At 65.0% G+C, this 22463-nt stretch carries 25 protein-coding genes; 18 read left to right on the top strand and 7 right to left on the bottom strand.

What is annotated here, in order from left to right:
• Positions 1–77: 77 nt before the first annotated feature.
• Positions 78–605 carry a GNAT family N-acetyltransferase gene (locus tag XH87_RS25990; RefSeq protein WP_035707073.1) on the bottom strand — a complete coding sequence of 176 codons (528 nt, stop codon included), beginning with the start codon at positions 603–605 and terminating at the stop codon, positions 78–80.
• Between the two features lie 245 nt (positions 606–850).
• Between XH87_RS25990 and XH87_RS25985 the strand changes: the two genes are divergently transcribed.
• The 11 genes from XH87_RS25985 to XH87_RS25935 all read left to right on the top strand — a co-directional run bounded on the left by XH87_RS25985 (position 851) and on the right by XH87_RS25935 (position 8992).
• Complete coding sequence (locus XH87_RS25985) at positions 851–1447, top strand: superoxide dismutase (protein ID WP_027573470.1); 597 nt, start codon at positions 851–853, stop codon at positions 1445–1447.
• A 240-nt stretch (positions 1448–1687) separates the two neighbouring features.
• Positions 1688–2299 (top strand): permease, encoded by a 612-nt coding sequence (locus XH87_RS25980; RefSeq protein WP_035707071.1) that lies wholly within the window; start codon positions 1688–1690, stop codon positions 2297–2299.
• On the top strand, positions 2296–2796 hold the full coding sequence (locus XH87_RS25975) for a hypothetical protein (RefSeq protein WP_035707069.1): 501 nt from the start codon (positions 2296–2298) through the stop codon (positions 2794–2796). Before XH87_RS25980 ends, XH87_RS25975 begins: the two co-directional genes overlap by 4 nt.
• A 154-nt stretch (positions 2797–2950) precedes the next feature.
• A complete protein-coding gene (locus tag XH87_RS25970; protein WP_271589431.1) occupies positions 2951–3187 on the top strand; it encodes a hypothetical protein in 237 nt (78 codons plus the stop codon).
• Between the two features lie 2 nt (positions 3188–3189).
• Positions 3190–3945, top strand: coding sequence for a metal ABC transporter ATP-binding protein (locus XH87_RS25965; protein ID WP_035707065.1), 756 nt, complete (start codon positions 3190–3192; stop codon positions 3943–3945).
• A 6-nt stretch (positions 3946–3951) separates the two neighbouring features.
• Positions 3952–4821: a metal ABC transporter permease gene (locus XH87_RS25960; protein ID WP_271589430.1), complete on the top strand. Its 870-nt coding sequence runs from the start codon at positions 3952–3954 to the stop codon at positions 4819–4821.
• Between the two features lie 2 nt (positions 4822–4823).
• On the top strand, positions 4824–5687 hold the full coding sequence (locus XH87_RS25955) for a metal ABC transporter substrate-binding protein (protein WP_271589429.1): 864 nt from the start codon (positions 4824–4826) through the stop codon (positions 5685–5687).
• Between the two features lie 56 nt (positions 5688–5743).
• Positions 5744–6793: a CobW family GTP-binding protein gene (locus tag XH87_RS25950; RefSeq protein ID WP_271589428.1), complete on the top strand. Its 1050-nt coding sequence runs from the start codon at positions 5744–5746 to the stop codon at positions 6791–6793.
• Positions 6793–7812, top strand: coding sequence for a WD40 repeat domain-containing protein (locus XH87_RS25945; protein WP_271589753.1), 1020 nt, complete (start codon positions 6793–6795; stop codon positions 7810–7812). The genes XH87_RS25950 and XH87_RS25945 overlap by 1 nt, the downstream gene beginning before the upstream one ends.
• Positions 7813–7842: 30 nt before the next feature.
• Positions 7843–8559: an MgtC/SapB family protein gene (locus tag XH87_RS25940; protein ID WP_271589427.1), complete on the top strand. Its 717-nt coding sequence runs from the start codon at positions 7843–7845 to the stop codon at positions 8557–8559.
• A 100-nt stretch (positions 8560–8659) separates the two neighbouring features.
• On the top strand, positions 8660–8992 hold the full coding sequence (locus XH87_RS25935; RefSeq protein WP_271589426.1) for a hypothetical protein: 333 nt from the start codon (positions 8660–8662) through the stop codon (positions 8990–8992).
• Between the two features lie 163 nt (positions 8993–9155).
• Here the strand turns inward: XH87_RS25935 and XH87_RS25930 are convergent, their stop codons facing one another.
• The 5 genes from XH87_RS25930 to XH87_RS25910 all read right to left on the bottom strand — a co-directional run bounded on the left by XH87_RS25930 (position 9156) and on the right by XH87_RS25910 (position 14022).
• Entirely contained in the window at positions 9156–10598 is a 1443-nt protein-coding gene (locus XH87_RS25930) for a homospermidine synthase (protein ID WP_271589425.1), read from the bottom strand.
• 86 nt (positions 10599–10684) lie between these two features.
• On the bottom strand, positions 10685–11074 hold the full coding sequence (locus tag XH87_RS25925) for a RidA family protein (RefSeq protein ID WP_271589752.1): 390 nt from the start codon (positions 11072–11074) through the stop codon (positions 10685–10687).
• 142 nt (positions 11075–11216) lie between these two features.
• Positions 11217–11804: a GNAT family N-acetyltransferase gene (locus tag XH87_RS25920; RefSeq protein WP_271589424.1), complete on the bottom strand. Its 588-nt coding sequence runs from the start codon at positions 11802–11804 to the stop codon at positions 11217–11219.
• A 132-nt stretch (positions 11805–11936) separates the two neighbouring features.
• Positions 11937–13079, bottom strand: coding sequence for a type III PLP-dependent enzyme (locus tag XH87_RS25915; RefSeq protein ID WP_271589423.1), 1143 nt, complete (start codon positions 13077–13079; stop codon positions 11937–11939).
• Positions 13080–13767: 688 nt separating this feature from the next.
• The gene (locus XH87_RS25910; protein ID WP_035707037.1) at positions 13768–14022 is read right to left on the bottom strand and encodes a hypothetical protein; all 255 of its coding nucleotides are present in this window, start codon (positions 14020–14022) and stop codon (positions 13768–13770) included.
• A gap of 136 nt (positions 14023–14158) precedes the next feature.
• Here XH87_RS25910 and XH87_RS25905 point away from each other — a divergent pair, with 136 nt between their 5' ends.
• From XH87_RS25905 to XH87_RS25895, 3 genes are read left to right on the top strand one after another with little or no spacing between them, the layout of a single operon-like run.
• Entirely contained in the window at positions 14159–16240 is a 2082-nt protein-coding gene (locus XH87_RS25905) for a M3 family metallopeptidase (RefSeq protein ID WP_271589422.1), read from the top strand.
• Complete coding sequence (locus XH87_RS25900) at positions 16240–16878, top strand: DUF1007 family protein (RefSeq protein WP_035707032.1); 639 nt, start codon at positions 16240–16242, stop codon at positions 16876–16878. Before XH87_RS25905 ends, XH87_RS25900 begins: the two co-directional genes overlap by 1 nt.
• Entirely contained in the window at positions 16875–17999 is a 1125-nt protein-coding gene (locus tag XH87_RS25895; RefSeq protein WP_271589421.1) for a nickel/cobalt transporter, read from the top strand. Before XH87_RS25900 ends, XH87_RS25895 begins: the two co-directional genes overlap by 4 nt.
• Before the next feature lie 156 nt (positions 18000–18155).
• On the opposite strand, the gene XH87_RS25890 is transcribed toward XH87_RS25895, so the two are convergent.
• Entirely contained in the window at positions 18156–18554 is a 399-nt protein-coding gene (locus XH87_RS25890; RefSeq protein ID WP_271589420.1) for an MAPEG family protein, read from the bottom strand.
• A gap of 81 nt (positions 18555–18635) precedes the next feature.
• Between XH87_RS25890 and hemH the strand changes: the two genes are divergently transcribed.
• The 4 genes from hemH to XH87_RS25870 all read left to right on the top strand — a co-directional run bounded on the left by hemH (position 18636) and on the right by XH87_RS25870 (position 22421).
• Positions 18636–19673, top strand: a complete 1038-nt coding sequence (gene hemH, locus XH87_RS25885) for a ferrochelatase (protein ID WP_271589419.1) — start codon at positions 18636–18638, stop codon at positions 19671–19673.
• A 10-nt stretch (positions 19674–19683) separates the two neighbouring features.
• Positions 19684–20658, top strand: a complete 975-nt coding sequence (locus tag XH87_RS25880) for an ABC transporter substrate-binding protein (protein WP_333909195.1) — start codon at positions 19684–19686, stop codon at positions 20656–20658.
• 242 nt (positions 20659–20900) lie between these two features.
• On the top strand, positions 20901–21899 hold the full coding sequence (locus XH87_RS25875; protein WP_271523109.1) for an SPFH domain-containing protein: 999 nt from the start codon (positions 20901–20903) through the stop codon (positions 21897–21899).
• A gap of 78 nt (positions 21900–21977) precedes the next feature.
• Positions 21978–22421 (top strand): NfeD family protein, encoded by a 444-nt coding sequence (locus XH87_RS25870; protein WP_271589417.1) that lies wholly within the window; start codon positions 21978–21980, stop codon positions 22419–22421.
• Positions 22422–22463 lie beyond the last annotated feature (42 nt).

The raw sequence follows: 22463 nt of genomic DNA, 5'->3' as shown, positions 1-22463 counted from the left end.
CCGGACGGAATATTGAATGATGACCGACATATCATAGGGCGTGAGACGGGCCGGCGCAGCCCTTGCTCACGCAGGGCTCACCAGGGCAGGCCGCATAGGTCGATCGTGCCCAGCGTCGGCGCGCGGACGATGTCGAAGACGTACGGCGTCATGGAGTCGAAGCGGATCCGCCCCTGCGGCTGCTCGCAATAGACCTCGCCCCTGAAGGGCTGCCATTTGCGGGCCTCGTAAAACGCGAAATTGTGCGGCTCGCAGAACAGCAGCCCGAAGCGGACCGCCTCGTTGGCGCGCATGGTATGCACCGCCGCGTCGATCGCGATCGTCGCGTAGCCGCGGCCGCGCCGGTCCTCACGCGTGCAGACGCCGCCGATACCGCCAATGTGGACCTTCTGTCCGTTCCAGCTGACGGTCCGGAAGTAGATGCCGACATGGCAGACGAGGCCGTCCTCGGGCGTTTCGAGCAGCACACGAAGATGGGCGTTTTCCCATTTGATGTGAGCCCAAGGCTTGTTCGCGACCATATGCGGTCCCCAGACCGCCTGATGCAGCGGCTCCGCAATCGGCCACGAAGCGTCGCCGTTCAAAATGTCGATTTCGATGCTCATTGCCTTGCCTTTCGCAACGTCGGTGCGCAGGGAATTCGTTCTGCCATAAGCACCTCAAAGGCAACGATATTTTGCATCAACCTACCATGACCGCGCGGTTGTCCGCGTGCTGCGACGACTTTATGCAATCGTGCCAAGCGTCCCCATCACGGGTTTTCGAGATTCTGAGGTATTTAACGGCGGCGGAACCTTCTATAAGGGGTAACCGTTAGAACTCGTTCCCCACCAGTTGCGGACAAGAACCCATGACCTTTACGCTGCCCCCACTCCCTTACGCCTATGACGCCCTCGGCCAGTACATGTCGAAGGAGACGCTGGAATATCACCACGACAAGCATCATCAGGCCTACGTCACCAACGGCAACAACGCGCTCAAGGGGACCGAATGGGAAGGCAAGTCCCTTGAAGAGATCGTCAAGGGCTCGTTCGGCAAGAACCCCGCGGTGTTCAACAATGCCGGCCAGCATTACAACCACATCCACTTCTGGAGCTGGATGAAGCCCAATGGCGGCGGCACCAAGCTGCCGGGCAAGCTCGAGAAGAAGATCAACGAGGACCTCGGCGGTTTCGAGAAGTTCAAGACCGACTTCCAGGCGGCCGGCGTCGGCCAGTTCGGCTCCGGCTGGTGCTGGCTCCAAGTCAAGAACGGCAAGCTCGAGATCTCCAAGACCCCGAACGGCGAGAATCCGCTGGTGCACGGCGCCACCCCGATCCTCGGCTGCGACGTCTGGGAGCACTCCTACTACATCGACTATCGCAACCGCCGCCCCGACTATCTCAAGGCGTTCGTCGAGAACCTCGTGAACTGGGAATACGTCGAGTCCCTGTTCGAGAAGGCCTGAGGCTTGCTCCGTCATCCCGGGGCGATGCGCAACATCGATCCCGGGATCTCGAGTTTCCGGGATCGGCTGCGCTGCCCCGGAATGACGGACGTAAAAAAGGCGGTCGCATCAGCGGCCGCCTTTTTTGCTGTGCGGAATTGCCCTGCGCGGCGCGCGTATCGGCCTGTCATCGTTCCGTTTGCATCGCCCGGGCGGCGCCCTTAATCAGATCAAGCACCCCCTCGAGCCGCTCCACACCCGTTGTCAGAACCTTCCCCGAAAGACCCGGCGCCTGCCGAGGACGCGGAGTCCGAGCCGCGGCCGGGGCGCGTGCGCAAGCCGATCGGCTGGTCGACCATCATCATTGCGGTCCTGGTGGCGGTGAGCGCAGGTCTGGTCTGGCGGCGTGACGGCGCCGACGGCGTTCTCGCCATTCTCACCCACGATCTCTCGTTGTTCGGCGGCATCCTGCCGCGTGTGCTGGCCGGCTGCCTGCTCGGGGCCTTCATCTCCGAGATCCTGCCGCACGAAAGGGTCTCGCGCTCGCTCGGGCCGAAATCCGGCCTGATGGGCCTTCTGATCGGCACTGCCTTCGGTGCGATCCTTCCCGGCGGTCCCTTCACCGCCTATCCGGTGGCGAGCGCGCTGCTCGCGGTTGGCGCCGATTTCGGCGCCACCATCGCCATGGTCGTGAGCTGGACCCTGATCGGCTACGGCCGGGCGGTCGCCTGGGAAATCCCGATCATGGGCACCGATTTCACGTTGTGGCGGATCGTGATCTCGCTGCCGCTGCCGGTGCTCGCAGGCGCCCTCGGCCGCTTCGTTTATGTCAGGCTCTATCCGAAGCCGTTCGCGAGGGACGACGAGAATTGAGCGCCGCACTTCTCATCGACATCCTGTTATGGAGCTCGGTACTCGGCGTCGGCCTGATCGCGTTCCGTCGCGGCCCTCCCGTGTTCAAGGCATCCCTGCGCGAAGGTTCGATGGACTTCATCAACATCGTGCCTCGGATTGCGCTCGGCGTGATCGGCTCCGGCTACATCGCCGCGATCATCCCGCAGGAGGTGATCACTGGCTGGCTCGGCCCGGACAGCGGCTGGCTCGGGGTTGCCAGCGCCGTGATCGCCGGCGCCGCCACGCCCGGAGGACCCGTGATCGGCTTCTCCATTGGCACCGTGGCGCTCAAGTCCGGCGGGGGCGTGCCTCAGGTGGTGGCCTATGTCGTTGCCTGGGCACTGTTCGCCTTCCAGCGGGTGATCTTGTGGGAGATCCCGTTCATGCCGGCCCGTTTCGTCTGGTTCCGCTGCGCCGTTTCGGTGCCGTTTCCGTTCGTGGCGGCCGCCATCGCGATGGTGATCGGGAAGCCGTAAGGCGGGGGACCGTTATTCCGGGGCGGCGAAGCCGAACCCGGAATCTGGAGATTCTCAGGTGCGCAACTGTGCACCGCAGTTCGATGCTGCGTATCGCCTCGGGATGACGTTACCCGGCGTGGACATGCGTAATGTTATAATATAACGTTTCGGGATGGTTCCCACCGCGACCCACGCCCCTCAGCACGACCATGCCCACGGCCACTCCCATGGCCACGGGCATTCGCATGGGCACGACCACACCCACGCCCATGTCCACGATGCGGCCTCGCCGCATCCGGCCCAGGCGGCGCCCTGGTCGATTTTGCGCATGACCATGGCGGGCCGTCTCGCGGCCGCGCTCGCCGTCTGCGCCGTGCTCTGGGGAATCGTCTTCCTGGCGATGAGGTGACCATGGCGGCGCTGCATTTCCACAACGTCACGCTGGGCTATGACCGGCATCCGGCCGTGCATCATCTCAACGGCGAGATCACGCGAGGGGCGCTGGTCGCTGTGATCGGCCCGAACGGCGCCGGCAAGTCGACGCTGCTGCGCGGCATCGTCGGCATCCTGAAGCCGCTCGACGGCAGCATCCATCTCGGCGGGCTCGACAGCAGAGACATCGCCTATCTGCCGCAGAGCGCGGAGATCGACCGCAGCTTTCCGATCTCGGTGTTCGACTTCGTCGGCACCGGGCTGTGGCGCGGTGCCGGCCTGTTCGGCGGCATCGGCAAGGCCGCTCGCGAAAGGATACTCCGTGCGATCGCCTCCGTTGGCCTCAATGGATTCGAGAACCGCCCGATCGGCACGCTCTCGGGCGGTCAGATGCAGCGCGTACTGTTCGCGCGTGTGCTGCTTCAGGACGCTAGCCTGATCGTGCTCGACGAGCCCTTCAACGCCATCGACAGCAAGACCACGGCCGATCTGCTCGCGCTGGTGAAGCGCTGGCACGCCGAGGGCCGCACCGTGCTCGCCGCGCTGCACGACATGGAGATGGTGCGCAACCATTTCAGCGAGACGCTGGTGCTGGCGCGCGGTCCGGTGGCGTGGGGGCCCACGGCGGAGGTGCTTACGCCGGAAAATCTGATCGTTGCGATGCGGATGTGCGAGGCCTTCGACGACACCGCCGCGGCCTGCGCGGCCGATGACATCGGCTCGCGGGCGGCCTGATATCCGATGATCCATGACGCACTGATCGGCCCGTTCACCGAATTCGAGTTCATGCGGCGGGCGCTCGCCGCCGTGATCGCGCTGGCGCTGGCGGGCGCGCCGATCGGCGTATTCCTGATGCTGCGGCGGATGAGCCTCGTCGGCGATGCCATGGCGCACGCGATCCTGCCCGGTGCGGCCGTCGGATTCCTGCTGTCGGGCCTCAATCTGTTCGCGATGACGGCGGGCGGCCTGATCGCCGGCTTTGCCGTCGCGATCCTCGCTGGTGTGGTCGCTCGGTCGACCGGGCTGAAGGAGGATGCTTCGCTGGCGACCTTCTATCTGGCCTCGCTGGCGCTCGGCGTCACCATCGTCTCGATCAAGGGCACCAATATCGACCTGCTGCACGTGCTGTTCGGCAATATCCTCGCGATGGACGACCAGACGTTGCTGGTGGTGGCCTTCAACGCCACAATCACGCTACTGGTGCTCGCGGTGATCTACCGTCCGCTGGTGATCGAGAGCGTCGATCCGCTGTTCCTGCGCACGGTGAGCCGCGCCGGGGGCCCTGCGCATCTCGCCTTCCTCGCGCTCGTCGTGATCAACCTCGTCAACGGCTTTCAGGCGCTCGGCACGCTGCTTGCGGTCGGCCTCATGATCCTGCCCGCGGGCATTGCCCGGTTCTGGTCGCGCGATCTCACCGCGATGATCTGCATCGCCGTCGTTGCTGCTGCGGTCTCGGGCTATGCAGGCCTCGTGCTGTCGTTCCAGACCCGTGTGCCGTCAGGTCCCGCGATCATTCTCGTGGCGACGGTGCTCTACATCGTCTCCGTCCTGTTCGGCCGCATCGGCGGTATCGTCCGGCAATTGTTTCCCGGCCGGCATCTGGAAGCGTGACGATGCGGCTCATCCTTCTTTGTGCGCTGTTGCTGATCGCCCCGCCGCTGCATGCCGCGGAACGGCTCAACGTCGTCGCAAGCTTCTCGATTCTCGGCGATTTCGTCCGCAACGTTGGCGGTGACCGCGTCAATCTGACGACGCTGGTCGGCCCCGACAGCGACGTCCACGTCTATACGCCGGCGCCGGCCGATGCGAAGCGGATCGCCGATGCAAAGCTCGTCATCGTCAACGGGCTCGGGCTCGAGGGCTGGCTGCCGCGCCTCGTGCAGTCCGCGGGCAGCAAGGCGCAGGTGATCACGGCAAGCGCCGGCATTGCGACGTTGAAACTCGGCTCAGGGGCCGATCCCCACGCCTGGCAGTCCATCCCCAACGCCAAGATCTACGTGACCGACATTGCCAAAGCGTTGGCCGGCGCCGTCCCGAGTGAGGCGGACTACTTCCGCACCCAAGCCGAGGCCTATCTGGAAAAGCTCGAAACGCTGGACCGCGAGGTCCGCGACGCCGTGGCGAAAATCCCGCCGGAGCGGCGCAAGGTGATCTCCACCCACGACGCCTTCGGCTATTTCGCAGCCGAATACGGTATCCGCTTCATCGCTCCCCTGGGCGTCTCCACGGAAACCGAACCCAGCGCGCGCGACATTGCGGCCATCATCGGCCAGATCAAGGCCCAGAAGATCCCGGCCGTATTCCTGGAAAATATCAGCGACGACCGGCTGATCCGGCGGATCGCGGCCGAGACCGGGGCAAGGGTCGGCGGCACCCTGATTTCGGACAGTTTGACCGGCGAAAAGGGGACTGCACCCACTTACATTGACATGGTCAGGCACAATATAAAGGCCCTGACCAGCGCGCTTGACCAATAGGGCAGGGGCCACCCCGCCTCGCGTCGCGCGAATAAGCCTTAAAGTTCGGAGTTGTTATGTCTGAAGCGACCTCCCAAAAGATTCCCGTGACTGTCCTGACCGGCTATCTCGGTGCCGGCAAAACCACGCTCCTGAACCGCATCCTGTCCGAAAACCACGGCAAGAAGTACGCCGTCATCGTCAACGAATTCGGCGAGATCGGCATCGACAACGACCTCATCATCGGCGCCGATGAGGAAGTCTTCGAGATGAACAATGGCTGCATCTGCTGCACCGTGCGCGGCGACCTCGTCCGCATCATGGACGGCCTGATGAAGCGCAAGGGCAAGTTCGACGCCATCATCGTCGAGACCACCGGCCTCGCCGATCCGGCGCCCGTCGCGCAGACCTTCTTCGTCGACGAGGACGTGCAGAAGAACGCACGCCTCGATGCGGTGGTCACGGTGGCCGACGCAAAGTGGCTGTCCGACCGTTTGAAGGATGCACCCGAGGCCAAGAACCAGATCGCCTTCGCCGACGTCATCGTTCTGAACAAGACCGATCTCGTCAACAAGGGCGAACTCGCCGAGGTCGAGGCCCGGATCCGCGGCATCAACCCCTATGCGAAACTCCACCGCACTGAGCGCTGTTCGGTGGCGCTGACCGACGTGCTCGATCGCGGCGCGTTCGATCTCGACCGCATCCTCGACATCGAGCCGGATTTCCTGGAGGCCGACGATCATGACCACGACCATGATCATCACCACCATCACGGCCACGACCATCATCACCATGATCACGGCCACGGCCTGAAGCACTATCACGACGAGGAGATGCAGTCGCTCTCGCTCAAGTCCGACAAGCCGCTCGATCCGAACGTGTTCATGCCCTGGCTCCAGAATCTGGTGCAGGTCGAGGGCGGCAAGATCCTGCGCTCCAAGGGCATCCTCGCCTTCCACGATGACGACGACCGCTACGTCTTCCAGGGCGTCCACATGATGCTGGAGGGCAATCACCAGCGGAAGTGGAAGGAGGGTGAGCCGCGCGAGAGTCGTCTCGTGTTCATCGGCCGCGAATTGCCGGAAGAGGCGATCCGCAAGGGTTTCGAGAGCTGCATCGTCTCGTGATGAAAGAGTTTACGCCGCCTCCCGATTCCGCCTCGATCGTCTCCGTCACCGACCGCGTCAAGCCTGTTGCGCTCGGCATGGCCGTGACCTCGGTGCATTTCCTTGGCTCCCGCGCTGCTTTCGTCGGTGGCGAGGAAAACGTCGCGTTTGTCGATGGCAAGGGCGAGACCGCCACCGTCGCCGTGCATGGCGGCGGCATTCTTTCCGCCGCTTCCGACGGCAAGCGCCTCGTGACGGGCGGCGACGACGGCAAGGTCGTGTCGCTCGATGCCAAGGGCGAGGTGACGCTGCTCGCCACCGACCCGAAGCGGCGCTGGATCGATGCGGTGGCGCTGCACGCCGACGGCGCCTTCGCCTGGTCGGCCGGCAAGACGGCCACCGTCAAGAGCGGCAAGGCCGAGGAGAAGTCGATCGAGGCGCCCTCGACCGTCGGTGGACTTGCGTTCGCGCCGAAGGGCCTGCGGCTCGCGATCGCGCATTACAACGGCGTGACGCTGTGGTTTCCGAACATGGCGGGATCGGCCGAATTCCTGCCCTGGGCCGGTTCGCATCATGGCGTCAGCTTCAGCCCGGACAACAAGTTTCTGGTCACCGCGATGCACGAGCCGGCGCTGCATGGCTGGCGGCTGGCCGACAACAGGCACATGCGCATGACCGGCTATCCCGGCCGTGTCCGCTCGATGTCCTGGAGCGCGGGCGGCAAGGGCCTCGCCACCTCAGGCGCCGACACCGTCATCATCTGGCCGTTCGGCAGCAAGGACGGTCCGATGGGCAAGGAGCCCGCGATGCTGGCGCCGCTCCAGGCCCGCGTGTCGGTCGTCGCCTGCCATCCGAAGAACGACATCCTCGCCGCCGGTTACAGCGACGGCACTGTGCTGATGGTGCGGCTGGAGGACGGCGCGGAGATCCTGGTGCGCCGTAACGGCACTCCGGCCGTGGCCGCGCTCGGCTGGAACGCCAAGGGCACGCTGCTGGCCTTTGCCGATGAAAATGGGGACGGCGGTCTGCTGGAGCTTTAATCTGTCATGGTTCCGGCCGTATAGGGAGCCATGCGGTTTCTGACGACCTTCCAGCTTGCGGATTTCGCCGACACGCTGGTCAGCCTGACCACGGCCTTCGTGCTGGGCACGCTGATCGGCGCCGAGCGGCAATACCGTCAGCGCACTGCGGGCCTGCGCACCAACGTGCTGGTCGCGGTCGGTGCCGCCGCCTTCGTCGATCTCGCCATGAATTTGGCAGACGCGGACGGTGCGGTGCGTGTGATCGCCTACGTCGTGTCTGGCATCGGCTTCCTGGGGGCCGGCGTCATCATGAAGCAGGGCATGGACGTGCGCGGGCTCAACACCGCCGCGACGCTGTGGGCCTCGGCTGCGGTTGGCTCCTGTGCCGGGGCCGACATGATCGCGCAGGCCGCCGCGCTGACTGTGTTCGTCATCGCCGGCAACACCATGCTGCGCCCGCTGGTCAATGCCATCAACCGCATTCCCCTGAACGAGAAGGCACTGGAGGCGACCTATTATTTCAAGCTGGCGGTTGCGGCCGACGCTCTTCCGGATATGCGCGACCGGCTGGTCGAGAAGCTCGAGACTGCGAAATATTCGGTGGCCGATATCGATGTGGTCGAAATCGGTGACGACATTCTGGAGATTGCCGCAAAGCTGGTGGCGACCGCTGTCGATCCGAACGAACTGAACACGCTGGCGACCGACCTTCAGCATCTGCCGGGCGTGCGCCACGCCACGTGGGAAGTCAGCACGACCGAGTGAGCGCGCCGTTTTGGCGCGCAAGGGATGGGTTCCCGCGTCTTCGGTCCGGAACCGGCGCGCCTCGGTTTCGTTGATTCCGCGGACAAAGGCGGTGATCGATATGCCCGGCCAAGATGACAAGCGCAGACTGAAGCTCGATCTGATGATCGCCGGGTCGCTGTTCGCGGCAGGCGTGGTGGTGTCGGGCCTGTCGCTGGCGCAAATCCGCGCGCAGGGCCGGTCGGAACTGGCGCAGGCGACGCAGCCGCTCCAGGGCACGCCGTCCGACGACCAGGGCAAGACGCCGGCGGAGGCGAAGCCCGGCGGCGACCGGCCGACCACGCCGGCGCCGGAGCCCGCGCGCCCCGAATCGCAGACTCAGGGCGCGGCCACGAAGCCGGCGCTGCCGGCGGCGCCAGCCGAGAAGATCGCGCCGCCGATCGAGAGGAAGTAAGCTGGCGGCCGCGCTTCTGGCCGCGCACTCGGTGTCATCCCCCGCGCAGGCGGGGGATCCAGTGTTCTAGAGACGGAGCGTGGATACGGATAAGCCGCGGCGTACTGGATGCCCCGCCTGCGCGGGGCATGACGGCGGTGGGTGAGGCGAGACGTGTCGCCCCTCACCGCACCAGAATATTCCGGAACTGCCAGGGATCGCTCGTGTCGATGTCTTCCGGGAACAGTCCCGGACGATCGGTCAGCGGCGTCCAGTCGGTGTAGAAGCCATTCACCGGGCCGAGATACGGCAGCTGGATTTCCAAGAGGCGATCGAAATCCATCTCGTCGGCTTCGACGATGCCTTCGTTGGGATTCTCCAACGCCCATACCATGCCGCCGAGCACGGCGGAGGTCACTTGCAGGCCCGTGGCGTTCTGATAGGGCGCGAGCTTGCGGGTCTCCTCGATGGAGAGCTGCGAGCCGTACCAGTAGGCGTTCTTGTCATGGCCGAACAGCAGCACGCCGAGCTCGTCGATGCCATCGACGATCTCGTTCTCGTCGAGGATGTGGTGCTTCTCCTGCATCTTCCCGGCGCGGCCGAACATTTCATGCAGCGACAGCACGGCATCGTCAGCCGGATGGTAGGCGTAGTGGCAGGTCGGCCGGTAGATCGCCTTGCCCGAGGCGTCGCGCACCGTGAAGTAGTCGGCGATCGAGATCGACTCGTTGTGGGTGACGAGGAAGCCATATTGCGCCCCGCGGGTCGGGCACCAGGTGCGCACGCGCGTGTTGGCGCCGGGCTGCATCAGATAGATAGCGGCGCCGCAGCCGGCTTCGTGGGTATGCGCATTCTCGGGCATCCATTTTTCATGGGTGCCCCAACCGAGTTCGGAGGGCTGCACGCCTTCCGACAGGAAACCTTCCACCGACCAGGTGTTGACGAAGACGTCAGGCTCTTTCGGCTTCCTGGAGCGCTGGGTGTCGCGTTCGGCGATGTGGATGCCCTTGATACCGGCCTGCCGCATCAGGTCTGCCCATTCGGCCTTGGTCTTCGGCCTGGGGGCGTTGAGCTTCAGGTCGGCGGCAACATTGAGCAGCGCCTGCTTGACGAAAAAGGAGACCATGCCGGGATTGGCGCCGCAGCAGGAGACGGCCGTCGTCGAGCCCTTGGGCCGCGCTTTCTTGGCGGCGAGCGTCACTTCGCGGAGCGCGTAGTTGGAGCGCGCCTCCGGGCCCTTCGACGCATCGAAGTAGAAGCCGAGCCAGGGCTCGTTGACGGTGTCGATATAGAGAGCGCCGAGCTCGTTGCAGAGCTCCATGATGTCAGTCGAGCCGGTGTCGACCGAGAGATTGACGCAAAAACCCTGACCGCCGCCTTCAGTGAGCAGCGGGGTCAGCACCTCGCGATAATTGTCCTTGGTCAGGCCCTTCTGGATGAAGCGGACATTGTGCTTCTCGCAAAGCGCCTTGCGGCCCTCGTCCTTGGGATCGAGCACGGTGATGCGCGACTTGTCGTAGTCGAGATGCCGCTCGATCACCGGCAATGTGCCTTTGCCGATGGAGCCGAAGCCGACCATGACGATGGGACCGGTGATCTTCGCGTAGATCTGCGAGGCGGGGCTCATGGGATGGTTTCTCCGGAACGTGCTGGCGGACAAGGGGTGATGGGTGGATCAGGCGCTGCGGCGCTTGTCAGATGCTGCGGCGCTTTTTAGACGCCGCGGCGCTTGGCGGTGACTTCGATCTCGACCTTCATCTCGGGCTTGGCGAGAGCGGTGACGACCAGCAACGTCGCGGCCGGCCTGATGTCACCGAGAACCTCGCCGCAGACGGCAAAGTGGGCATCGATGTAGCCGGCATCGGTGACGTAGTAGGTCGCACGGACGATATCGGCCATCTCGAATCCGCCCTCTTGCAGGGCGGCTTCGATGGTCTTGAAGCAGTTGCGTGACTGGCTCGTGACATCGGCCGGCATCGTCATCGTGGTGTAGTCATAGCCGGTGGTTCCCGCGACGAAGGCGAACTCGCCGTCGATCACGGCGCGGCTGTAGCCGACGGTCTTTTCGAGGGGAGAGCCGGTGGAGATCAGGCGACGGGACATGGTCATGGGCCTCGACGGAAGGGACGTTTCGCGGGGTTAAAGGGCGTTTCTTGCGGCTGCGCAACCCCAAAGGAAGCCAGCGCAGGCGCGTTTGGACGCCGCCGCTCAGTGCGGCTTCGCTCTTCGCTATGAAGGCGATCTCCTAGGCCGCGTGCGCCACAGGTGCGCGAACCGCCCTCCGTTTGGGCAGGGCCGCGCGGGTCGGGACGATCGGCCCTTCGGCGCCATCGAGCGCGCCATCGGTGAATTCGACCGCCAGCAGGCGGTCACGCTCGAACGGGCCGGGCAGCGAGAGCTCGCCGGTCTTCTCCGCCGAGAAGCCGAAGCGGGCGTAATAAGGCGCGTCGCCGAGCAGGATCACGGCGGCATGCCCGCGCGCCCGGGCGGCGGCCAGCGCTTGATGCATCAGCGCGGCGCCGATCCCGAGCTCGCGGCAGGCAGGGTCGACCGCCAGCGGTCCGAGGACCAGAGCGGGCCTGCCTCCGGCGCTGACGTGCCACAGCCGCACGGTTCCCACGAGCTTGCCCTCGCGCACGGCGGCCAGCGCGAGGCCGGCGGCAGGTGCGCGTCCGTCGCGCAGGCGCTGGCAGGTGCGGCCATGGCGGTTCTCGCCAAAGCAGGCATCCAGCAGCGCTTCACGCATCGCGACGTCGGCAGCACGCTCCGCGCGGATCGCGAACGGAGCGGCTTTCGAAGTGAGGGTGACTTGTGGCTTCCGAAAAGCAGTCATGGCGCGTCAGTCCCCGCTTGGACGGACGCGCCGGAAGGCACGTCCGTTCAAGACGTCGTCAAAATTGGGATTTCTGGAAGGGAGCCGGCAGGCCGGCTCCCGGGTTCGTCAGGCCTCAGAAGCAGGAGGCGATCAGATGTGATACGTCTTCAGCGGCGGGATGCCGTTGAACGCCACCGACGAGTAGGTCGACGTATAGGCCCCGGTGCCTTCGATCAGCACCTTGTCGCCGATCTCGAGCGTGACGGGAAGCGGATACGGGGCCTTCTCGTACAGCACGTCGGCGCTGTCGCAGGTCGGACCCGCGAGCACGCACGGCGTCATGTCCGCGCCGTCGTGACGGGTGCGGATGGCGTAGCGGATCGACTCGTCCATGGTCTCGGCGAGACCGCCGAACTTGCCGATGTCAAGATAGACCCAGCGCACCTCGTCCTCGTCGCTCTTCTTCGAGATGAGCACGACCTCGGATTCGATAATGCCGGCGTTGCCCACCATGCCGCGGCCCGGCTCGATGATGGTCTCCGGGATCCGGTTGCCGAAGTGCTTGCGCAGCGCGCGGAAGATCGAGCGGCCGTAGGTCACGACCGGCGGCACGTCCTTCAGGTACTTGGTCGGAAAGCCGCCGCCCATGTTGACCATGGACAGGTTGATGCCGCGCTCGGCGCAGTCGCGGAACACCTGCGAGGCCATTGCCAGCGCACGGTCCCACGCCTTCACCTTGCGCTGCTGCGAGCCGACATGGAAGGAGATGCCGTACGGCTCCAGGCGAAGGCGCTTGGCGAGGTCGAGCACCTCGACCGCCATCTCCGGGTCGCAGCCGAACTTGCGCGACAGCGGCCACTCGGCGCCGGCGCAGTCATAGAGGATGCGGCAGAACACCTTGGCGCCGGGGGCGGCACGGGCGACCTTCTCGACCTCGGCGGCGCAGTCGACCGCGAACAGCCGAATGCCGAGCGCGAAGGCGCGCGCGATGTCGCGCTCCTTCTTGATCGTGTTGCCGAAGGAGATGCGGTCGGGCGTCGCACCAGCAGCCAGCGCCATCTCGATCTCGGCGACGGTCGCGGTGTCGAAGCAGGAGCCCATGGAGGCGAGCAGGGCCAGCACTTCCGGCGCCGGGTTCGCCTTGACGGCATAGAACACGCGGCTGTCGGGCAGTGCCTTGGCGAAGCTCTGGTAATTGTCGCGCACGACCTCGAGGTCGACGACGAGGCACGGCTCGGTGTCGAGGCCATCCTTGCGGCGGTTGCGCAGGAATTCCTGGATTCGTTCGGTCATAGCACTCTCCAAAGCGGCCCCAGCGACGGAGCTCGTTCAAAGTGGTTCTCGGACGAGGGTGCAATGGCGCTGCCGCACGATGGAGACGCGACAGGGCCAAGAACCCTAGACCGAATTGTGCTGCCGTGGATTGGTTGGGAATTTTCCCGCCCGCACACCTGGCAATGAAGGACAAGCCTTTTCAGTAGCCCGCGCCGGCGTTGGACTGCCGGTAGAGACCAAAAAAGCCCGATCCGTCGTTGCTTTAAGTCGCGTCCCCCGTTGAGAGCGGGGTGCGCCGGTTCGCCTCCGGCTGCCAGTCACGGTTGCAAGGAGCAAAGTCACCTTCGACATGGCATCTCTTTGAGAGAGATGCTGGGCGCTTCGGGTTTGCTTCATCGTCTGACCTTCATGTCTTGCGACTTTCGGTCTTCCGATTTCTGCACTTCCGAAGAGCCCCTCGGCTTCTTCACCCCTTGGCGGCTGTCCGGCCTCTTGTCCGGATACCTACCGACTGACACACGACCACAGGCACGTGCGAAATTGGGCAAGAGCGCACATAAGCGTTTTGACTCTGCTTCGCAAGAATTTTTTTAGGCTGAGAACGGAATTGCCTAACATCCGCTTGCGCAGTGTTGCGCGAGCGACGCGGAAGATGAACGCGCGTTAAGCTTTTCCATGCAGCGCGCGCGTCCGTCGCGCGCGAGCTTCAGCCGCGCTTCGTGAACGGCTCGACGCGCTGCGCTCCGCGGATGAACGCGGTCATCACCAGCACGCCGAGTGCGAACAGCACGGCCTGGAGGATGTGGGCGCCCTGGTCGCCGAGCCCGAACAGGATCGCGAGCGCCCAGCCGCCGGCAAAGGCCGCGCCGAACACCTCCGCGCCGATCAGGATGGCGGCGCTGATGACGGTGATGACGCTCGGCCAGACGATCTGACGGGAAGACGAGGAAGACGCGTTCATGAGCTCAGGGTCCGTGGTCTGCGAGGGCCGCAATCTCCCCGAAAAGCCGGCCGGGAGCAAGGGCAAACGGCCCAAAAAAGCCCCATCGCGTGCTATAGCTGGCCGCAACAATCGAGCCACGAATTCGGGACTTGTGATGTCAGAAACCCGCCAAAATACGGAAGCCGAGGCCAACCCGCTGCTGAAAGCCTGGGTGACGCCGTTCGCGACCCCGCCCTTCGACGAGATCAAGCCGGAGCACTTCCTGCCCGCCTTCGAGCAGGCTTTCGCGGACCATTCCGCCGAGATCGCGGCGATCACCAACGATCCGGCGGCGCCCGACTTCGCGAACACCGTCACGGCGCTGGAGCGCTCGGGCAAGCTGCTGAGCAAGGTCGCGGCGGTCTTCTACGACCTCGTTTCGGCGCATTCCAATCCGGTCATCCTGGAGATCGACAAGGAGGTCTCCTTGCGGATGGCGCGGCACTGGAATCCGATCATGATGAACGCCGTGCTGTTCGGCCGCATCGCCCAGCTGCACGAGAACCGCGCCAATCTCGGGCTCGCTCCCGAGCAGCTTCGCCTGCTGGAGCGCACCTACACCCGCTTCCACCGCTCCGGTGCCGGTCTCTCCGAGGATGCCAAGGCGCGGATGGCCGAGATCAACGAGCGGCTCGCCCAGCTCGGCACCAGCTTCAGCCACCATCTGCTCGGGGACGAGCAGGACTGGGTCATGGAGTTGGGGGAGGCCGACTGCCAGGGCCTGCCGGAGAGCTTTGTCGCCGGCGCCAAGGCCGCGGCAGAAGAGCGCGGCATGCAGGGCAAGGCCATCGTCACGCTGTCGCGCTCCTCGGTCGAACAGTTCCTGAAGAGCTCGGCCCGGCGCGACCTGCGCGAGAAGGTCTACAAGGCCTTCATCGCGCGCGGCGACAACGGCAACGCCAATGACAATAACGGAACCATTGTCGAGATCCTGAAGCTGCGCGAGGAGAGCGCCAAGCTTTTGGGCTACCCGACTTTCGCCGCCTACCGGCTCGAGGACTCCATGGCCAGGACGCCGGAAGCGGTGCGGGGCCTTTTGGAGCGGGTCTGGAAGCCGGCGCGGGCACGCGCGCTCGCCGACCGCGACGAGATGCAGGCGCTGATTACGGCCGAGGGCGGCAATTTCAAGCTCGCGCCCTGGGACTGGCGCTTCTATGCCGAGAAGCTGCGCCTTGAGCGGGCCAATTTCGACGACGCTGCGATCAAGCCCTATCTCTCGCTCGACCACATGATTGCTGCTGCCTTCGACTGCGCCACGCGCCTATTCGGCATCGCTTTCGAGGAGCGCAAGGACGTTCCAGTCTGGCACCCGGACGTCAGGGTCTGGGAGGTGAAGGGGCCGGACGGCAAGCATAAGGCGCTGTTCTATGGCGACTACTTCGCCCGCCCGTCGAAGCGCTCCGGCGCCTGGATGACCTCGCTGCGCGACCAGCAGAAGCTCGACGGCGACGTTGCGCCGCTCGTTCTCAACATCTGCAATTTTGCCAAGGGCGCCGGCGGCGAGCCTTCTTTGCTGTCGCCCGACGATGCCCGCACCCTGTTCCACGAGTTCGGCCACGGCCTGCACGGCATGCTCTCCAACGTGACCTATCCTTCGCTGTCGGGCACCTCGGTGTTCACCGACTTCGTCGAGCTGCCCTCGCAGCTCTACGAGCACTGGCAGGAGCGGCCCGAGGTGCTCCAGAAGTTCGCCCGCCACTACCAGACCGGTGAGCCGCTGCCGGACGACCTGCTCCAGCGCTTCCTTGCCGCGCGGAAATTCAACCAGGGCTTTGCCACGGTCGAGTTCGTCTCCTCGGCCCTGATCGACCTCGAATTCCACACCCAGCCGGCCGCGGCCGCGCAGGACGTCCGCGCCTTCGAGAGACGCGAGCTGGAGAAGATCGGCATGCCCGAGGAGATCGCGCTGCGTCACCGGCCCACGCAGTTCGGCCATATCTTCACCGGCGATCACTATGCCGCGGGCTATTACAGCTACATGTGGTCGGAGGTGATGGACGCCGACGCCTTCGGCGCATTCGAGGAGGCCGGCGACATTTTCGATCCCGCCGTCGCCAAGCGCCTGCACGACGACATCTATTCGAGCGGCGGATCGGTCGATCCCGAAGCTGCCTACGAGGCCTTCCGCGGCCGCCCGCCCGAGCCCGACGCGCTGCTGCGCCGTCGCGGCCTGCTCGACGACGCCAAGGCGGCCTGATGGGCATGCGCACTCCGTTCGGATGGCTGTTCGTCGCCGCGATGACGCTCGCAGGGGGGGCGGCGAGCGCGCATCCGCATGTCTGGATCACCGCGACCAGCGAACTTCTTTACGCCGCTGACGGAACCATTACCGGCGTGCGCCATGCCTGGACCTTCGACGACATGTTCTCGGCCTATGCGGTGCAGGGGCTCGAGAGCAAGACCAAGGGCGCCTATACGCGCGAGGAGCTGACGCCGCTGGCGCAGACCAATGTCGAGTCGCTGAAGGAATATGCCTACTTCACCTTCGCGCGAGCCGACGGCAAGAAGGAGCGATTCCAGGAGCCGGTCGACTACTTCCTCGACTACAAGGACACGGTGCTGACCCTGCATTTCACGCTGCCGCTGAAGACCCCGGTCAAGCCCAGGCAACTGGTGCTCGAAGTGTTCGACCGCTCCTTCTTCATCGACTTCCAGATGGCCAAGGACAACCCGGTCAAGCTGGTCGGCGCGCCCGCGGGCTGCCAGATGAAGCTGGAGCGGCCGAGCGACGGCACCGCGAGCGCGCAGAAGCTCAACGAGCAGACCTTCCTGAACGGCGAGAACTCGAATTTCGGCATGATGTTCGCCAACAAGATCACGGTGGATTGCCCTTGAAGCCGCAACTCTCTCCGCTCGCGCGCGGGCTGCTGGCCTGCACCGCCGTTCTGCTGGTCGTGGCCATGGCCGATGCCGCGCTCCATGATCTGCTCGCGCAAAATCCGTTCGGCGCGCCGCGCCCCCAGCAGGCGGCCCAGCCCGAGGCCGGCGGCGTCATCGGCTGGCTGCTGGCAAAACAGTCGGAATTCTATCGGCAGATGTCGGCGACCATCCGGGCCGCGAAGTCGGACGGATCGGCGGTGTGGACGCTGCTGTTCATCTCGTTTGCCTATGGCATCTTTCACGCCGCCGGTCCCGGCCACGGCAAGGCGGTGATCGCCTCCTACCTGGTCGCCAACCGCGAGACGGCGCGCCGCGGCATTGCGCTGTCGTTCGCCTCCGCGCTGATGCAGTCGCTGGTGGCGGTCCTGATCGTCGGCATCTCGGCCTGGGTGCTGAATGCGACGGCGAAAACCATGTGCAGGGCGGAAGGGGTGATTGAGATCGCGAGCTACGCCCTGATCGCGCTGTTCGGCCTGCGGCTGGTGTGGGTCAAGGGCGGCTCCTTCATCCGCGCGCTTCAGGCCGCCCAGCCGGTGCCGGCGATGGCGGGCGTGCCGCACCATCACGACCACGATCATCCCCATCATCGCGATGCCCATGCTCATCATGACCATGATCACGGGCACGATCACCAGCATGGCCACAGCCACGCTCATCATGACCATGGGCATGGTCACGTCCATGACGAGCATTGTGGTCATTCCCACGGCCCCACCCCCGGCGAGCTCGCCGGCCCCGGCGGCTGGCGGCGCGGGTTCGCTGCGATCCTGACCGTCGGCATCCGCCCGTGCTCGGGTGCGATCCTGGTCCTGGTGTTCGCACTGGCCCAGGGCCTGTTCTGGGCCGGCGTCGCCGCTACCTTCCTGATGGGTCTCGGCACCGCCATCACGGTCGCGGCCATCGCGATCGTCGCCGTCTCCGCCAAGGACATCGCTGCCCGCCTCAGCGCCGGGCGCGACGGTGGCGGTGCTCTCTTCATGCGCGGCATCGAATTCGGCGCTGCCGGCCTCGTGCTGCTGTTCGGCGTTGGCCTCTTGTTCGGCTACATCGCCGCCGAACGGACGACGTGCTTTTGAGCAAGCCTCTCGTGCCCCGGACGCAGCGCAGCGCGTAGCGGTGCGCTGCTGAGCCGGGGCCCATCTCTCCATGCAGCAGGACGTCGCCTTCCGGATCCCGGCTCTGTGGAGCAGCGCATAAGTGCTGCACAGCGTTCGGGACACGCAGCCAGAGCCTCACACCGGCAGAAACCTCTTCAAGGCCGGCATGAAGAAGATCCCGAGATTGATCGCAAAGCCGATGCTCCAGAGGATCGAGCGCAGGGTCGGGCGGTTGCCGAGATAGGTCAGCACATAGGCGAGGCGCACGATCAGGAACAGCGCCGCGAGCTCGTCGATCAGGCGCTGTGGCGAGTCCCGGAATTCCGCGAGCAGCACCGCGAAGGCGAAGAACGGAAAGGTCTCGATGCCGTTCTGGTGCGCGCCGAGAGCGCGTTGCGAGAGGTCGTCCGCATAGAAGGCGGGGTCGCGCGGCCGGGAATTGTCGAAGCGGCGAAACCTGATCCATTTGACCGAGGCGATCGTTGCCAGATACAGCAGCAGCGCTCCGAATACACACCATTCCGCGAGTGTCATCTTGCCTCCACCGCCTGGTGCGACCCTAGCGAACCCCGGCTCATCTTGACAAGTTCGGACCAACGCGCGACCCAGAGAGCCATGACCAGTGTCGTCCCCGTCGAGGCCGCGAGACCGGCCACCCAGTCCGCCTTGCCGCGCGTTGGGGTGCTCCTGATCAATCTCGGAACGCCTGACACCGCCGATGCGCCGGGCGTGCGAGTCTACCTCAAGGAATTCCTCAGTGACGCGCGCGTCATCGAGGACCAGGGCCTGATCTGGAAGCTGGTGCTCAACGGGATCATCCTGCGCCGCCGTCCCCGCACCAAGGCGTTGGACTACCAGAAGATCTGGAACACCGAACGGAACGAGTCGCCACTGAAAACCATCACGCGCTCGCAAAGCGACAAGCTTGCCGCCGCCTTGTCGGACCGCGACCACGTCGTGGTCGATTGGGCGATGCGCTACGGCAATCCCTCGATCAAGTCGGGCATCGACGCGCTGATCGCGAAGGGGTGCGAGCGCATCCTGGCCGTGCCGCTCTATCCGCAATATTCCGCCTCGACCTCGGCGACCGTCTGCGATGAAGTGTTCCGCGTGCTGGCCCGCCTGCGCAACCAGCCGACGCTGCGGGTGACGCCGCCTTATTACGAGGACGCGGCCTATATCGAGGCGCTCGCGACCTCGATTGAGGCGCATCTGGCGACGCTGTCCTTCAAACCGGAGTTGATCGTCGCATCCTTCCATGGCATGCCGAAATCCTATGTCGAGAAGGGCGATCCCTATCAGCAGCACTGTATTGCCACGACGGAGGCGCTGCGTCGCCGGCTCGGCATGGACGAGACCAAGCTGCTGCTCACCTTCCAGTCGCGCTTCGGCAATGACGAGTGGCTCCAGCCCTACACCGACAAGACCATGGAGCGGCTCGCCAAGGAAGGCGTGCGCCGCATCGCGGTGGTGACGCCGGGCTTTGCCGCCGATTGCCTGGAGACGCTGGAGGAGATCGCGCAGGAGAACGCCGAGATCTTCAAGCATAGTGGCGGCGAGCAGTTTTCCGCGATCCCCTGCCTCAACGACAGCGGACCTGGCATGGACGTGATCCGGACCCTGGTGCTGCGCGAGCTTCAGGGCTGGATCTGATGGGCGCCCGATGAATCGCCGCGGGTGCCTGGCGCTTCTTGGGATGACCGCGGCGATGCCCGCCGCGGTGCTGGGGCAGCAGCCGAACGCGGCGCGGCTCGGCGTGCTCTCGGTCACTGCCGCCGATGACGCGATCGGACAGGCCCGCAGCACGATCCTGGTCGAGGCGCTCGCCGGCCAGGGCTGGAAGGAGCGAGCCAATCTCACGATCGACTGGCGCAGCGGCGGCGGCGACCGCGCGCGTATCGCGCAGCTTGCGGATGAGTTGATCGCACTCAGGCCTGACATCCTGCTCGCGGTCGGTACGCCCTCGGTGGAGGAGTTGCGCCGGCGCACCACGACGATCCCGATCGTGTTCGCCGTCGTCACCGATCCCGTCAGCCAGGGATTTGTCGAAAATCTCGCGCATCCCGGCGGCAACATCACCGGCTTCACCGACTATGACGGTCCGCTCGCCGGCAAATGGCTGGAGATGCTGACCCAGGTCACGCCGCCCGTCCGCCGCGTGCTCGTCGTCTACAATCCCGCCACCGCGCCGTTCGCGCCCCTGATGCTGCGCACGATCGAGGATGCCGCGCGCACCCTTCATGTGATGGTCGAGCCGGCGCCGGTCCATGACGCTGCCTCGATCGGGGCGCTGGCTTCGCGGAAAGACGGCGCCATCCTGGTCCTGCCGGACTTCTTCACCATGGCCAACCGCGCGCATCTGCTGGCGGCGATCGCCGAGGCGCGCGTGCCCGCGGTGTTCTGGAGCCGGACCTTCGTCGATGAGGGCGGGCTGATGTCCTACAGCACCGACAGCGCCGAGCAACTCCGGCGTGCGGCGGACTACATCGACCGCATTCTGAAGGGCGCGCACGCAGCCGACCTCCCGGTCCAGAACCCCACCAAGTTCGAGCTGACGATCAACCTGAAGGCGGCCAAAGAGCTTGGCATCACGCTTTCCGCGGGTTTGCTCGCAATCGCGAACGACGTCATCGAATGAAACCGCCTACAAATGATGGCATGACCGGATCCAGTTAACATTTGTCGGTAGGCCTTTGCCGCTTGGTTTCAAGAGCCTTGAGCAGATACATATCCTTAGCATTTCCTCTTCGCGCGTCTTGTGCAGAATTGCACCCATACCGACGTGAATTGCGACCGCTGAACCGGTAGGATCGTGATCCCGACCAATGACAGCGCCGGAAAGGTCCTTTTTCCGGCTTCTTTTCCCGCCCTGGAGGAAAAATGAGCGGCTTCGACATTTTCGCGATCGTTCTGGTATTGCTCGTCATCGTCACGCTGGTGGCCGGCGTAAAGACGGTGCCGCAGGGCCATGACTGGACCATCGAGCGGTTCGGCAAATACACCCAGACGCTCAGCCCCGGGCTCAATCTGATCGTGCCCTATTTCGATCGCGTCGGACGCAAGATCAACATGATGGAGCAGGTGATCGACATTCCCGAGCAGGAGGTGATCACCAAGGACAACGCCACCGTGACGGTGGACGGCGTCGCCTTCTACCAGGTGTTCGATGCGGCGAAGGCGAGCTACGAGGTCGCCAACCTGACCCAGGCGATTACGGTCCTCACCATGACCAATATCCGCTCGGTGATGGGCTCGATGGACCTCGACCAGGTGCTGTCGCATCGCGACGAGATCAATGAACGTCTCTTGCGCGTCGTCGACGCCGCGGTTTCGCCCTGGGGCGTCAAGGTCAACCGCATCGAGATCAAGGACATCGTGCCGCCAGCCGACCTCGTCGAAGCCATGGGCCGGCAGATGAAGGCCGAGCGCGTCAAGCGCGCCGACATTTTGGCCGCCGAAGGCCAGCGCCAGTCGGAGATCCTGCGCGCCGAGGGCGCCAAGCAGGGCCAGATCCTTCAGGCGGAAGGTCGCCGCGAAGCCGCCTTCCGCGACGCCGAGGCGCGCGAACGTCTGGCCGAAGCCGAAGCCAAGGCGACGCAGGCAGTGTCGGAGGCCATCTCCAAGGGCGACGTCGCCGCGTTGAACTATTTTATTGCCGACAAATATATCAAGGCGTTCGGCCAGTTCGCGGATGCGCCGAACCAGAAGATCATCATGTTGCCGGTGGAAGCCGTGAGCATGCTGGGCTCGCTTGCCGGCATCGGCGAGATCGCCAAGGCCACGTTCGGCGAAAGCGCGGCCTCTGCAGCGGCCGCGGCCCGCCGCGGCGGCTCGGTGCCGTCGTCCGGCCCGACACCGCCGTCCGTGCCGCAGCAGTAACGGGACTACGCGCATGCCCCCGAAAGTGGGTACCGGTTTTCGGATGAAGGGCCTGCGCCCCTTTAGAGAGGTCGTGTCATGACCGACATGTTCGTATCGCTCGGCACCTGGAACTGGCTGATCTTCGGCTTCGTCCTGATGGCGCTGGAGGTGCTGGCGCCGGGCATCTTCCTGTTCTGGCTCGGGCTGGCTGCGCTGCTCGTCGGCCTGGTCTCGTTCGCTGTTGCCGTGTCCTGGCAGATTCAGCTCGTGATGTTCGCGATCTTCGCCGTCGCCGCCGTGCCGGTGTGGCGCCGCCTTGCCCGGCCGAAGCCGGACGCGGGCGCCAGCCCGTTCCTCAACAAGCGCACAGAGGCGTTGCTCGGCCGCGAGTTCACGCTGGAGAAGCCGATCATCGACGGCTCGGGCACGGTCCGCATCGACGATACGGTCTGGCGCGTTTCAGGTCCCGATACGCCGGCGGGGACACGGGTGAAGGTGGTCCAAGTGGACGGCGCGAATCTGACTGTCGCGGCGGCGTAGTTCACCGTCATCACTCGCAAATGACATGTTTGCTGGACTACG

The organism is Bradyrhizobium sp. CCBAU 53415 (assembly GCF_028128735.1).
Taxonomy (GTDB): Bacteria; Pseudomonadota; Alphaproteobacteria; order Rhizobiales; family Xanthobacteraceae; genus Bradyrhizobium.
The sequence above is the reverse complement of the archived record's forward strand: the minus strand, read 5'-3'. Positions and strand labels throughout refer to the sequence as shown.

Coding starts and splice junctions, on each gene's coding strand:
- XH87_RS25940 (WP_271589427.1), top strand. CDS start 7,843: ATGCGGTTTCTGACGACCTTCCAGCTTGCGGATTTCGCCGACACGCTG.
- XH87_RS25900 (WP_035707032.1), top strand. CDS start 16,240: ATGGGCATGCGCACTCCGTTCGGATGGCTGTTCGTCGCCGCGATGACG.
- XH87_RS25990 (WP_035707073.1), bottom strand. CDS start 605: ATGAGCATCGAAATCGACATTTTGAACGGCGACGCTTCGTGGCCGATT.
- hemH (WP_271589419.1), top strand. CDS start 18,636: ATGACCAGTGTCGTCCCCGTCGAGGCCGCGAGACCGGCCACCCAGTCC.
- XH87_RS25920 (WP_271589424.1), bottom strand. CDS start 11,804: ATGACTGCTTTTCGGAAGCCACAAGTCACCCTCACTTCGAAAGCCGCT.
- XH87_RS25875 (WP_271523109.1), top strand. CDS start 20,901: ATGAGCGGCTTCGACATTTTCGCGATCGTTCTGGTATTGCTCGTCATC.
- XH87_RS25965 (WP_035707065.1), top strand. CDS start 3,190: ATGGCGGCGCTGCATTTCCACAACGTCACGCTGGGCTATGACCGGCAT.
- XH87_RS25955 (WP_271589429.1), top strand. CDS start 4,824: ATGCGGCTCATCCTTCTTTGTGCGCTGTTGCTGATCGCCCCGCCGCTG.
- XH87_RS25950 (WP_271589428.1), top strand. CDS start 5,744: ATGTCTGAAGCGACCTCCCAAAAGATTCCCGTGACTGTCCTGACCGGC.
- XH87_RS25970 (WP_271589431.1), top strand. CDS start 2,951: ATGGTTCCCACCGCGACCCACGCCCCTCAGCACGACCATGCCCACGGC.
- XH87_RS25935 (WP_271589426.1), top strand. CDS start 8,660: ATGCCCGGCCAAGATGACAAGCGCAGACTGAAGCTCGATCTGATGATC.
- XH87_RS25910 (WP_035707037.1), bottom strand. CDS start 14,022: ATGAACGCGTCTTCCTCGTCTTCCCGTCAGATCGTCTGGCCGAGCGTC.
- XH87_RS25945 (WP_271589753.1), top strand. CDS start 6,793: ATGAAAGAGTTTACGCCGCCTCCCGATTCCGCCTCGATCGTCTCCGTC.
- XH87_RS25915 (WP_271589423.1), bottom strand. CDS start 13,079: ATGACCGAACGAATCCAGGAATTCCTGCGCAACCGCCGCAAGGATGGC.
- XH87_RS25880 (WP_333909195.1), top strand. CDS start 19,684: ATGAATCGCCGCGGGTGCCTGGCGCTTCTTGGGATGACCGCGGCGATG.
- XH87_RS25985 (WP_027573470.1), top strand. CDS start 851: ATGACCTTTACGCTGCCCCCACTCCCTTACGCCTATGACGCCCTCGGC.
- XH87_RS25960 (WP_271589430.1), top strand. CDS start 3,952: ATGATCCATGACGCACTGATCGGCCCGTTCACCGAATTCGAGTTCATG.
- XH87_RS25925 (WP_271589752.1), bottom strand. CDS start 11,074: ATGTCCCGTCGCCTGATCTCCACCGGCTCTCCCCTCGAAAAGACCGTC.
- XH87_RS25870 (WP_271589417.1), top strand. CDS start 21,978: ATGACCGACATGTTCGTATCGCTCGGCACCTGGAACTGGCTGATCTTC.
- XH87_RS25890 (WP_271589420.1), bottom strand. CDS start 18,554: ATGACACTCGCGGAATGGTGTGTATTCGGAGCGCTGCTGCTGTATCTG.
- XH87_RS25930 (WP_271589425.1), bottom strand. CDS start 10,598: ATGAGCCCCGCCTCGCAGATCTACGCGAAGATCACCGGTCCCATCGTC.
- XH87_RS25905 (WP_271589422.1), top strand. CDS start 14,159: ATGTCAGAAACCCGCCAAAATACGGAAGCCGAGGCCAACCCGCTGCTG.